The organism is Caproicibacter fermentans (assembly GCF_009746625.1).
Classification (GTDB): Bacteria; Bacillota; Clostridia; order Oscillospirales; family Acutalibacteraceae; genus Caproicibacter; species Caproicibacter fermentans.
The window spans coordinates 60023-72359 of the sequence record NZ_VWXL01000014.1; the positions used below are offsets into that span (position 1 = coordinate 60023).

11 protein-coding genes are annotated in these 12337 nt (G+C 53.7%); 4 read left to right on the forward strand and 7 right to left on the reverse strand.

Annotated features, from left to right (window positions below):
* Positions 1-69: 69 nt before the first annotated feature.
* From CAFE_RS02175 to CAFE_RS02200, 6 genes are all read right to left on the reverse strand, one after another.
* The gene (locus CAFE_RS02175) at positions 70-1530 is read right to left on the reverse strand and encodes a methyl-accepting chemotaxis protein (protein ID WP_156989671.1); all 1461 of its coding nucleotides are present in this window, start codon (positions 1528-1530) and stop codon (positions 70-72) included.
* Positions 1531-1536: 6 nt separating this feature from the next.
* A complete protein-coding gene (locus CAFE_RS02180) occupies positions 1537-2133 on the reverse strand; it encodes a chemotaxis protein CheW (RefSeq protein ID WP_066642882.1) in 597 nt (198 codons plus the stop codon).
* 71 nt (positions 2134-2204) lie between these two features.
* A complete protein-coding gene (locus tag CAFE_RS02185; RefSeq protein ID WP_066642888.1) occupies positions 2205-2852 on the reverse strand; it encodes a PilZ domain-containing protein in 648 nt (215 codons plus the stop codon).
* A 54-nt stretch (positions 2853-2906) separates the two neighbouring features.
* Positions 2907-3443, reverse strand: coding sequence for a chemotaxis protein CheW (locus CAFE_RS02190; RefSeq protein WP_083209921.1), 537 nt, complete (start codon positions 3441-3443; stop codon positions 2907-2909).
* A gap of 109 nt (positions 3444-3552) precedes the next feature.
* Complete coding sequence (locus tag CAFE_RS02195; RefSeq protein ID WP_066642891.1) at positions 3553-3876, reverse strand: EscU/YscU/HrcU family type III secretion system export apparatus switch protein; 324 nt, start codon at positions 3874-3876, stop codon at positions 3553-3555.
* The gene (locus CAFE_RS02200; RefSeq protein WP_066642894.1) at positions 3863-5284 is read right to left on the reverse strand and encodes a hypothetical protein; all 1422 of its coding nucleotides are present in this window, start codon (positions 5282-5284) and stop codon (positions 3863-3865) included. Before CAFE_RS02200 ends, CAFE_RS02195 begins: the two co-directional genes overlap by 14 nt.
* Positions 5285-5430: 146 nt before the next feature.
* On the opposite strand from CAFE_RS02200, the gene CAFE_RS02205 reads away from it, so the two are divergent.
* From CAFE_RS02205 to CAFE_RS02220, 4 genes are read left to right on the forward strand one after another with little or no spacing between them, the layout of a single operon-like run.
* Positions 5431-7485, forward strand: coding sequence for a chemotaxis protein CheA (locus tag CAFE_RS02205; protein WP_066642897.1), 2055 nt, complete (start codon positions 5431-5433; stop codon positions 7483-7485).
* Between the two features lie 20 nt (positions 7486-7505).
* On the forward strand, positions 7506-8306 hold the full coding sequence (locus CAFE_RS02210; protein WP_156989672.1) for a CheR family methyltransferase: 801 nt from the start codon (positions 7506-7508) through the stop codon (positions 8304-8306).
* 5 nt (positions 8307-8311) lie between these two features.
* Positions 8312-9307 carry a chemotaxis protein CheB gene (locus tag CAFE_RS02215; RefSeq protein ID WP_066642903.1) on the forward strand — a complete coding sequence of 332 codons (996 nt, stop codon included), beginning with the start codon at positions 8312-8314 and terminating at the stop codon, positions 9305-9307.
* 26 nt (positions 9308-9333) lie between these two features.
* The gene (locus tag CAFE_RS02220) at positions 9334-11397 is read left to right on the forward strand and encodes a methyl-accepting chemotaxis protein (RefSeq protein ID WP_228725191.1); all 2064 of its coding nucleotides are present in this window, start codon (positions 9334-9336) and stop codon (positions 11395-11397) included.
* Positions 11398-11579: 182 nt separating this feature from the next.
* Here the strand turns inward: CAFE_RS02220 and CAFE_RS02225 are convergent, their stop codons facing one another.
* Positions 11580-12296 (reverse strand): MBL fold metallo-hydrolase, encoded by a 717-nt coding sequence (locus CAFE_RS02225; protein WP_083209922.1) that lies wholly within the window; start codon positions 12294-12296, stop codon positions 11580-11582.
* Positions 12297-12337: the final 41 nt, after the last annotated feature.

Here is a 12337-nt window from a genome sequence, read left to right on the forward strand (position 1 = left end):
CGATTTTTTCGGAAAAAAGGAAGGACGTCCTTTAGAAAGGACGTCCCCGAAAGTTCACGGTTTTTTGAGTTACAGATACTTGTCGTCGGCGCCGACGGGGGCATAGGCCGGAACGGCAGCCGGATGCCGGGGGTGATTCGGTTTCTTTTCTTCCGCCTGTTTTTCTTCGGGCTTTTTCGCGTCGGGGCGGAACTTGTCCCCGACGGGGGCGATCTCCGGTTTCTTTTCCGCGCTTTTCTTCGGTGACGGCTGCGCGGCGGCGCGCAGTTTCAAACCGGAGATGGAGCGCTTGAGCTCTTTGGCCTGGGCGGCAAGCTCTTCGCTTGCCGCGGCGCTTTCTTCCGCGGTTGCGGAATTCGTCTGAACGACGGCGGAAATCTGCTGGATGCCTTGGGTAATCTGGGTAATGGAAGTCGCCTGCTGGTTGGAGGCGGTGGCAATCTCGTTAACCAGACCGTTGGTCCGGTTTGCGGAGTCGATCACTTCCTGAAGCGTTTTTTCCGTGGTATCCGCTACCTTGGCGCCGTTGCTGACCGCTTTGATGGAATTTTCAATCAGGGTGGTTGTGTCTTTCGCTGCTTCCGCGCTCTTGCTGGCAAGGTTGCGGACTTCATCCGCGACGACGGCGAAGCCCTTGCCGGCGGTGCCGGCACGCGCCGCTTCAACAGCGGCGTTCAACGCGAGAATATTGGTCTGGAACGCAATGTCGTCTATGGTTTTAATAATATTTCCGATCTGCTTGGAAGTATCGCTGATTTCCGTCATGGCTTTCAGCATTTCATCCATCTTGGCGCTCGCGTCCTGCAGCTTCTGCTCCTCCTCGCTGGAAGAACGGTTCGCTTCCGAGGCGTTTGACGCGTTCTTCTTCACGTGGTCGGAAACCTCAAGAATGGTCGCGGAAAGCTCTTCAATGGCGCTCGCCTGTTCCGTTGCCCCCTGGGCCAGGGCCTGCGAACCGCTCGCAACCTGCTCGGAACCGCTGGCGGTTTGATCCGAAGCGTTTGAAACCTTCGTAAAAGTATGGTTCAGGGAATCAAGAATATCCTTCATGGCCGCATTGATCTGCACCCAGTCGCCGGTCCAGTTGACGCGGGGTTCCACCGTAAAGTCGCCTTTCGACAGAGCGTTCAGAAGAAAAATAATCTCTTTAATGGCTATTGTAAGATTCTGTGAAAATTGATTGGTGGATTTGGCAAGCAGGCCGAGCTCCGCGTCCGACTCGTAATCGATTTTCACGTCGAGTTTGCCTTCGCCCATCGCCTTGACGGCGTCGATGATTTTATCGATTCGGGAAACCAGCTGTTTTGCTAATCTGGCGATGATGAAAACACCGGCCAGCCAGATGGCGATCAAGGCCGCGACCATCAGCGGGGCCATGGTGCGAACGGCGTTCTGCAGAGCGTCCGCGTTTCCCTTGCTTGCGGAAACGACAATTAGAAAGACCGCGTAAGGAATGACGAACAGCAGGGAAATCACAGAGATGTTTAAAATCAGTTTGCCGCGGATTTTCATATTTAAGTATGGATGCATGTCCGATTACTCTCCTTCTTTTTTTTCAGCTGACGCAGAGTGCAGACTGATGACGGGATTTTCCGGCGGCTTGTCCGTCTGATCGGGGTCCTTGGCCTGACCTGAGGTCTCATGTATTTCTGAAAGCTCGTTTTCTGAAAGAATCTTTGCCGCGTCCAGAAGAAGGACCACCTTTTCACCGATCTGGCCGATTCCGGTGAGATAACGGTTGGTAATATCCTTGGAAACTTTCGGCGCGGGAGAGATGTTGTCTTCGTCAAGATCCGTGACCTCATCGACGGCGTCCACGATAAATCCCATGAAGGAGTCCTCGATGCTTGTTACGATGATGCAGGTGTTTTCGTTGTATTCCGCTTCCGGCTTGCCGAAACGGACGCGGATATCGATGACCGGGATGATGTTCCCGCGCAGGTTGATGACGCCTTTGGCATAGGCGGGAAAATCCGGGAGCGGTGTAATTCCCTGCATGCTGATAATTTGTACCACATCCGAAATCGGAACGCCGAAAAGCTCGCCGTCCGTCCAAAAAGTTAAATACTTGTTTTCCGAAGCGGACTGTTCGCCGTCCCGCACAGTCCCGTCTTCCGCCAAATTGTTTTGCATGTGATTCACCTCGTAGAGTAAATTATTGCTTTCCCAAACGCCGGCAAACCGAACGAGAAAACGCAGCCTCGCTACAGCTGGCTTTCCTTCATCATTCGGATTTGCTCCCTCTGGCATTCAAACAGATATTTGCACAAAAGATCAAAAGTCGGCCCGGAATTTTGCAGAAACTCACATCCGTAGCCGTCTTCCTGCGCCCGTTCCACCACAAGCTTCCGGACAATTTTGCAGCTGATGGAAACAACCGAATCATACAGCTTCAGCCGAACCGACAGCCGGTCGCCCGTCTCCAGTTTGATCGCGCTTTTAAAATAAAGGCCGCTCAGACTCAAATCCCTGATTTTAACCGGAACGGGCGGTTCTTCCCTGCGGACATTGCCGCGATCGTCCTCGGGCAGCACTTCCGCCGCGAGATCGACCCTGACGCGGAAAAAATTCCGCTTCTCATAATCGGCTTCGCTCTGTACGTCGGAGATCCGAATAAATACCGGCGTGGAAAGGTATACTTTTCCGACCAGCACGCGGAACCCCAACGTGCTGTTGAAGATGCTGATTCGCACGGTGGTGTTGCAGTGTACGACAGGCAGCGGATCCGATTTGTTCACAATCTGGATTTCGTTGTCCGACGTTCCGTCAAGATATCCGGTTAGAATCGGCTTGTTGTCCATCGCCTTGACTTCGCAGGGCGACCGGAGGTAATTTTCAGGAAGTGGCAGCATCTGGTAAGCCCCCTCAGCGTTTTCCTTTTCCTTTCGGGATTGAATTTTCCGCTTTTATTCCGCGGCGGTTTTTAAAAGCTGGTCCGCTGCCGTGCGGCCGGGCTGCGATTCGGCGCCGCGGTCCGACAAAATACGGTTGATATCCAGAACCATTGCGGACACTTTTTCAAGCGATGCGATGGCGCACACGTAGCGGTCTCCGACGCTTCTTTTGTATTTGGGCGCGTCGAAAATCTGGCTCTTTGCAATATCCCTGACGTCTTTGACCGAGTCTACGATCAGTCCCGCGGTCATATCGCCGTTTTCAACGATAATAATGCTTGTCAGGTTGTCATACGGAATCGGATCCTTCAAAAATTTCAGTCTCATATCGATCAGCGGTACGATTTTTCCCCTCAGGTTGATGACGCCCTTTACATAATCGGGAAGATTCGGCATCAGGGTAATCGGCTGCAGACGGATGATTTCAACAACCTGAGAAGTCGGAAGGGCGTAAGTCTGCCGGTCGATAAAGAAAGTCAGATATTTTTCCGAGGGGACGTTTTCCATTACGGAAATTGTGTTCTTTGCGCTCTTTTTTGTTCTTTTCATTCTACTCACCTTTAGATTCGTTTCTATTCAGACGCGCTTAAAATTTCCCTATATCTATATCGTCACTTTGGAGCGAAAAATTAGAAAAAATAAAAAACTTCTTGTGATTTTATTCCGCGCCGTCCTCCTTCTGCTTTTTTGGGGGCTCCCGCGTCACGTTTCCGGAAGAATCAACGTGAAAGCCGAGAAAATACACATAGATGTCTACGATCGCCCGGTACAGCTCCGGCGGAATCTGCACGCCCGCGTCCATTCTGGAAAGAAGGGTCGCGAGGGAGTCGTCCCGGAAAACCGGCACGCCGTTTTTTTCGGCGATTCCGACGATCTCCCGCGCTGCGCCGCCCATTCCGGAGGCCACGACGACGGGCGCGCCGCCGGAGGAATCGTCGTACTTGAGCGCGGCCGCTTTCTGAAGTTTTTCAAATTGTGACATCGACCATCCGCTTCCTTTCCATTGTTTTTTGAAGAATCAGCTCCGGTATCTGCGGATTTTCAAAGCGCGACAGCCGGATATCGCCGAACGAAAAGCCGTTTCTGTCCAGAATCCGGGCGAGAGAGGAGGTGATCGTCCCGGTTTGCCCAAGCAGCTTTTCGGGGCAGGCAAGGGAGAGGTCGATTTTTTTGCCCGTCAGCTCAACCTTCGCTTCGAAGGCTCCCAGGTCCTGAATCTCAAAGGTCAGGTACAGCCGCGTCGGCGGCGCCGCCGCGCCGGGGCCGGCGTGCCCCTCTTCGCTTCTGTCCCTTTTCTCAATCCAGATCTGCGAAAAAAGGAATCTTCCCTGAAGGACCGCGGGAAGGAACAGATGCGTAAACGGCATGTAGACGCTGTTGTCCAGAAGAAGGGCCCTGCCGATGTCGCCGACCGCCGCCTGGTCCGCCCCGGAGGAACCCTCGCCGCTATGGGACAGCAGGGTAATGAGCGAATGGAAAAATCGGTTTTCCGGTTTTTCTTTTCCGGCCCCGGCCCCAACCGCGTCCGCAAAAAAGGAACGCATCAGGCGGAGGGTCGGCTCCGCGGTGTGGCGGCCGCAGTAGGCGGCGAGCTGCTGAAACTGCGACTGCAGGTTTTCACGCGAGCTTACGTTCAAAATGGACAGATTCTGCAGCAGAAGGGAGAGGATTTCCCGCATTTTTCCGTAATCGCTGCTTTTTGAAACATAGTCGGAGAGAAACGGAAGAATCTCCTTTTTCAGCAGATTCAGATTTTCGTTCACAGCGCCTTCGGGGTCGGAGGTGTTCAGCTTTTCGGAAAGCAGAGCCAGCTGCTTTGCGTAATTCGTCGGAATCCGGCGCCCGATGGCGTTCAGGTTTGAGAGAATGGCTTCCGTTGTTTCCTTCGCGGAGGAAAATCCGTCAAACGCTTTCAGAAACCCGGCGATTCTCAGGTCCAGCCGGGGGTCCTCGGCCTGCTGTGAAATGCGGCTCAGCAGCTGAAACAGCGGGCCGGAAAAAAGGGTGCTGTTTTTTTGCTGAAACATCAGGTCGTTGATTAGGCCGCCCTGCTCCGCCGCAAGAGACGACGCCAGCTCCCTCAGCGCGGAGTTTTCAGGCAGGAAATCGGGGCTCGTCTCCAGCCGGCGGACCGTATTAAGGAGCAGCTTTCCCAGCGTTTCGGAGAGCGCGGGCGTCTGCCTGAGCTGCTGAATGAATTTTCCGAATACGGAATCCCTGCTCAGCAGAAGATTCAGGGATGCCGAATCCGTATTCTGATCCTGCGTGTTGGGCCTGTTTACCCTGGCCGGGTCCATGGGCTCAATCTGAGAGGACTGAGCGGAAGGATTCGGCTTCAGAATTCCGTCGCTGTTTGGAACAGGGGCGGTAATTCGCAGGTTTTCCGGCATAAAAGCACCTCTTTCATAAAATAGGGGAAAAATCTGTTAATTTTATTTGAAACCGGTCGATATAGATAATAAGAAATAGGGGAAATCTGTAACCGATTACCGGTATTTTCCAGGTTTTGCCTAACAGGATGGGAGAGAAACACAATATGGAAAGCGGAAACGAATCCATGCTGGACGTCTATTTGTTTGAAACCAATGATCTGCTGGAGCATCTGGACGATATTTTGATTGAAAGTGAAAAAAACAAGGAACTGGACCAGGAAGATATCAACGAGATTTTCAGAATCATGCACACCATCAAGGGCTCTTCCGCAATGATGCAGTTTAACAGTCTGGCGGTCATCTCCCACAAGATGGAAGACCTCTTCGCTTTCGTCAGGGAAAAAGGAATCGGCCAGAAGGATCTGGAAGACCTGTTTGACCTGATGTTCCGTTCGGGAGACTTCCTGAAGGGGGAAGTAAAAAAGGTTCAGGAAGGACAGCCCCTTACAACCAATATCGGCACATTGGAGCAGGAAATTAACGATTTTCTCAAAAAGATTTCCGACAATGCCGCGGCGGTTCCCGAGACATCGGTACAGAACGAAGCCCCGAAAGAAGCTCCGGCCGTTTCCGGCGATGAAGAGAAAATCATAAAAGAGGAATCGGGGCGCGGGTTTCCTTTTGCGATCCGCGTTTCTTTCGACGAGGAAGCCCAGATGGAAAATCTGCGCGCGTTTATGCTGGTCAACAGCCTGCAGGATTCCGGCCTGGAGTTCGAATACCGCCCGCACGACATTGAAACCGACAAATCGACCGCTTCCGAAATTCAGAAAAACGGTTTTTACCTTTTCTTCGGCAAGGAGCAGGCGCGCGACCGCGCGGTCTCAGCGGTAGAGGCGTTTACATACACAAAGACCTACTCCGTTCTGGGGGAGGCCCCGTCGGAGCAGAGATCCTCCGTTTCCGGTCCGGCCGCCGCCGGGAAAGCCGGCGCCGCCGGTTCGCGGCCGCAGAATGCCGCCCAGCAGCCTCATGTCCCCGTTAAACAGAGCCTGATCAACGTCAACCTTTCCAAACTGGACAATCTGATGGACCTGATGGGCGAAATCGTCATTACGGAATCGATGGTGACCTCGACCCCCGCTCTTCAGCAGGCCGGATTGGACAACAACTTTACAAAAGCGTCGCGCCAGCTTCGCAAGCTGACCGACGAGCTTCAGGAGATCGTCATGTCCATCCGCATGGTCCCCGTTTCCACCGTGTTCCAAAAGATGAACCGGATTGTCAGGGATATGAGCAAAAAGCTCGACAAAGAGGCTCAGCTGGTGCTGGTCGGGGAAGAAACCGAAGTGGACAAGACGATTGTGGACAGCATCTCCGACCCTATTATGCACCTTGTCCGCAACGGGATGGATCACGGAATCGAATCAAAAGAAGCCAGGGCGAAAACATCCAAGCCGAAGGTCGGCACGATTACGCTTTCCGCGCAGAATACCGGCGGTGAAATTCTGATCACCGTTTCCGACGACGGCACAGGCATCGACCGGCAGGCCGTTCTCAGCAAGGCACAGAAAAAGGGCCTGCTGAATAAACCTGCAGACGAATATACGGATCATGAAGTGAATCAGTTTATCCTGATGCCCGGATTTTCCACAAACGAAGTGGTCACGGAGTTTTCCGGCCGCGGAGTCGGAATGGACGTGGTAAAGGAAAACGTGGAAAAAATCGGCGGCGACGTCACGGTCGAGAGCAAACCGGGCCAGGGTACGAAAGTAATCTTTAAGATTCCTTTGACCCTCGCCATCGTCAACGGCATGAAAATTTCCGTGGGAGACACGATGTTTACCATCCCCATCAAAAATATTCTTCAGTCCTTCAAGGCGAAGGACGAAAACATCATGTACGATACGGATATGCACGAGATTATTATGGTGCGCGACCGTTATTATCCGGTCGTCCGCCTGCACAAATCGTACCATCTTGACACAAAGGTGCAGAGTATCGGCGACGGAATCATGATTCTGGTCGGGACTCACGACAATTCCTTCTGCCTGTTTGCGGACGCGCTGCTCGGGGAGCAGCAGGTGGTGGTTAAGCCGCTGCCCGCTTATCTGACGCAGTTCAAAGTGAAGAAAAGCGGAATCGACGGCTGCGCGATCCTCGGGGACGGCAGCATCAGCCTGATTCTGAATGTTCAGAATCTTTACAATGCCAGCTGAGGCACCGGACAGGAGGCAGCATGATTCATTTAACCGACCGGGAGTTTCAGGAGCTTGTCGATTTTATCCGCGGAAATTTCGGCATTAACCTCAGTAAAAAGCGTTTATTGATCGAGGCCCGGCTTTTTTCCGTGCTGGCGGAGAAAAACATTTCAAGCTTTACGGAGTATTTCAGTCTGATCCGCAGCAACCCGGAAGAGCTGCACACAATGATGAATCGGCTGACCACGAATCATACCTATTTCATGCGGGAGCCGCGTCACTTTGAATTCATGAAAGAAGTGATTCTTCCAAAGCTGACGGAGAACCGGGCGGACAAATGCCTGCGGATCTGGAGCGCGGGCTGTTCCACGGGGGAAGAGGCCTACACGGCGATCATGGTGATGAAGGAATGGTTCGGGCCGTGTTCCGGATGGGATTACCGGATTCTTGCGACGGATATCTCCACCAAGGTTCTTGACGCGGCACGGACGGGAGTCTATTCCGCGGATTCCCTGCGGAATCTTCCCCCGGGCTGGGAGAAGCGGTATTTCCGCAAACAGGAAGACCAGGTCTATCTTCTGAGCGAGGAAGTCAAAAAAGAGGTCATTTTCCGCAGCCTGAACCTCATGGACGCGTTTCCGTTCCGGCAGCCGTTTGACCTGATTTTCTGCAGAAATGTAATGATCTACTTTGAGCAGGAAACCAAGAACAAATTGATTCAAAAATTTTATGACAGCTTAAAGCCCGGCGGGTATCTGCTGATCGGTCATTCCGAGACCGTTCAGCGGGATACCGTGCCGTTTCGATATATTGAACCCTCCATTTATCAGAAAGGATAAGCGCTATGCCCTTTCGACCGATCAAAGTTCTGATAGCCCATGATTCGCTGATTTTCAGGTCCGTTCTGAGTGACGCGATGTCTCAAGACCCTGCGTTTGACGAAATCAGAACGGTGAGCAGCTTTTCAGAAGCCGCCTCACTGCTGAAAGCATACGAACCCGATGTGATGATAGCCGGTGCCGGACTTCGGGGAGGCGGCGCCGGGGCCCTGATCAAAGAGATGAAAATTCCCGTGGTCGCCGTTTTTCCGCCGGAAACCGATCCGGCGGAATATCACAGGCTTGGGGCCGCGGATGTGATTCTGCTTTCGAAGAATCCGGACAAAAAAAGCTGGGAGGCATTTTGCAGCGAGGCCTGCGTAAAAGCGAAGATTGCCGCTGCGCCGGGGAAAAGCCGCGTTCTCAAAAAGGCGGCGGCGCCCCCGAAAACAGCGGCGTCCCGCGTCATCGTGATCGGCGCTTCCACCGGGGGGACCGACGCGACGGCCGAAATCATCAAGCGCCTGCCCGGCGATCTTCCCGGAATCGTGATTGTTCAGCACATGCCCTCAGGCTTTACGAAAATGTATGCCCAAAGGCTTAACGGGCTGTCGGGCATCAGCGTTGCCGAGGCAAGGGACGGCGACCGCGTGGAGCCCGGGAGCGCGCTGATTGCGCCGGGCGGCTTCCATCTTCAGCTGAAAAGGGACGCCGGCGGGTACTATGTCAAATGCGTTCAGGGGGAGCGCGTCAACGGGCACTGCCCGTCGGTGGGAGTTCTGTTCGACTCGGCCGCCAAAACAGCCGGGCGTGAAGCGATTGGGGTGCTCCTGACCGGAATGGGGAAGGACGGAGCCGAGGGCCTCCTGCATATGAGGCAGGCGGGCGCGTACACCATCGGGCAGGATGAGACTACCTGTGTGGTTTACGGAATGCCGATGGCGGCTTATGAGATCGGCGCCGTGGTAAAGCAGGCGCCTTTGCAGCAAATCGCGGATCTTATTGTTCAGCACCTGAAATAAATCTTTACCGGGAGTTGTAGAAATTGATGAGTGTGAATTTGAAATCGTCCATTCAGTCGCTCTTTCAGAGCAGAAAATCAGTTCGAGCAAAATCCCATCCGGCAGCATCGGCTGCGAAGCAGACAAAACACAAACAGGAAGGGCTGAAACGAAAGCTGTTGCTCCGGTTTATGCTGATCACGGTTTCCATCTGCGTGATTTTCGGCGGAACCACGCTGTACCTGATTTACGAAAATTCCATGAGTTTTATGAAGAGCGAAGTCGATTCGAACGCGCGGGCCTACAGCCAGGTTGTCAAAAATTCACTGGATAAATTTCAGACGTCGATCACCGATATTTCACAGGACAGCGCGCTGTTTAACAAGAGCCTGTCGAACGAGGATATCGAGCGCGAGCTGCAGGTGCAGAGCCGGGCACACGGCTTTTTTGCGGTCGACCTTGCCGACAGCACCGGCAAAACGCTCGGCGGCGACGATATCAGCGGGACGGTCTATTTTAAAGAGGCCATGATGGGGCATTCCGCGGTTTCCAGCACCTACATATCGAAGAAAAACAACGGTATGATGGTGACGATGGCCATGCCGATCAACGATCCGGAGGACAACTCCATCAAAATCCTTGCGTGCTCCCTCTCCGTCGGAACGCTCAACAGCCTGATCAACGATGTGACCGTCGGAAAGACCGGCTACGGCTTTATTGTCGACGGAGACGGAAAGATCGTGGCGGACAAGAATCTGAACAACATACTCGAATCCGTCAACTATATCGAGCTTGCCAAAAAGGATTCGTCCTATTCCGGAATGGCGGAGGTCGACAAGCATATGGCCGCCGGGAAGACGGGGGGCGAGATGACAACCTTTGAAGGAAAGCAGGTCTATGTATCCTATCTGCCGATTTCCGGCACAAGCGGGTGGTCCATCGGCGTCGTTGCCGTCAAATCCGAAATGATGGGCGGTATGTATACGGCGATTTACATCGCGCTCGCCCTGATTGCCGTGTTTATCCTTTTATCCGTCCTGATTTCCAGCAGGATTGCCCTGCCGATCGTGAGGCCGGTGATTTCGCTCGCCGGGAGAATTGAAACGCTGGCTGACGGGGATCTGCACTCCGAGGTTCCGGTTGTCCGGACGAAGGATGAAATCGAGTCGCTCTCCAAAACCTTCGGGACGACCGTGGAGTCGCTCAACGGGTATATTGAAGAGATTTCCGCCGTGCTTGGGAGCATTGCGGAGGGCGATTTCACGATGACCACAAAGCGGGAGTACCGCGGTGATTTCATAGCCATCAGGGACGCGCTGAATTCCATTCTCAATTCGATGAATGCCATGTTCGGCGACATCAGCGAAATGGCCGATCAGGTAGCGGGAGGCTCGCAGCAGGTGGCGGAAGGCTCGCAGGCGCTTGCCCAGGGCGCGACCGAGCAGGCGGGGACCGTCGAACAGCTTGCGGCTTCCATGAGAGAAATTACCCGGAAAGTGGACGAGAGCTCGCAGTATGTGAAAAAGGCCGATACGATTGCCGAAAATGCGATGGAACAGGTTACGCGTGGCAGCGAGCAGATGAAAAATATGATTGCCGCAATGACAAAAATAGAGGAATCTTCTTCAAAAATTGAAAAAATTATAAAAACGATTGAAGATATTGCGTTCCAGACCAATATTCTGGCCCTGAATGCGGCGGTTGAGGCCGCGAGAGCCGGCGAAGCGGGCAAGGGCTTTTCGGTTGTGGCGGATGAAGTCCGCAATCTGGCCGGAAAGAGCTCGCAGGCCGCGAAAAATACTTCCGCGCTGATTCAGGATTCCATCGGCGCAGTGGAGGAAGGAAGAAAGATCGCCGACGAGACGGCTGCTTCCCTGAACGAGATTGTCGGCGGCGTCGAATCGATGGCGACCCTGTTTGGGTCCATTTCCCAATCCTCGCAGGAGCAGGCAAAGGCCATCAGCCAGATGAATCTGGGCGCGGAACAGATCTCCACCGTGGTACAGTCGAATTCCGCGACCGCCGAGCAGAGCGCCGCCACCAGTCAGGAGCTTAACCGTCTTGCGCAGCAGCTGAAAGCCGCGCTGAATCAGCTGAAGCTGAAAGATTGAACCGTTCTAATACCTGAAAAAAGGCCCCGCCGTTCGGCGGGGCCTTAACCTGCTATTGCATAAAATCAACCGGCTGGCCGCACCTGTAAATTTCGGCCAAAGACTTTTTCGGCTTTGCGGCCGGGAGTTTTCGCGCGATTTTTCAGCGGCGTGTCCCATTTTTCCGAGGGAAAGCTTCTATATTAATCGATCGTCAGAATTTCGCCGCGGCTGCGGTAGAACAGGATGTTGTTCAGCCAGGGCTTCAGCGCCGGATCGGTTTTCAGGGAGTCGTAAAATTCCGTGTCGCCGAACGAGTGCATGGGAACAACGGCCCGGGCGCCGACGGTTTTCATAAAATAGCTCAGACCGAGCAGGGCGTTTTCTTTTTGCCGCGGGTCGACGGGAAGAAACGCAACGTCGATTTTCTCACCGCGCAGCGTGTCGATCTGTTCCCGAAAGCGACGTCCCATTTCTTCGTTGTCTTCCTCGGGCTCCCCATCCCAGTGCCACCAGTTCAGGTCGCCCGCGTGGTAGAGATTCAGCCCGTCAACCCGAACCAGAAACGCGACGCCCAGATCCGTCGATTCCAGCGCATGTACGGTCAGGTCGCCAAGGTCTACGGTTTGGCCGGGGGCGATTTTCACGGCGTCCTCGGGCGGGCGGATCTCATCAGCGACGACGTAGCGAATTTGTTTGACGGTTTTGCGCCAGCTGAAAACCCTGGGGCTGTAATGGTCCGGGTGACTGTGGGAGGAAAACACGACGACGTTTTTCTCACGGATTTCCTCCGGGTCAATCACACCTTTTGACAGCCCGCAGCCTTTGGGAGTATCGAGATAATAGTCAAAGATCAAAAAATGGCGGGCGGTTTCCAGGGAGAAGCCGCTGTGGTACAAATATCGGATTTCTATGCTCATCGATCGTTCCTCCGTTTTTCCCCTATTATACCACAACCCGA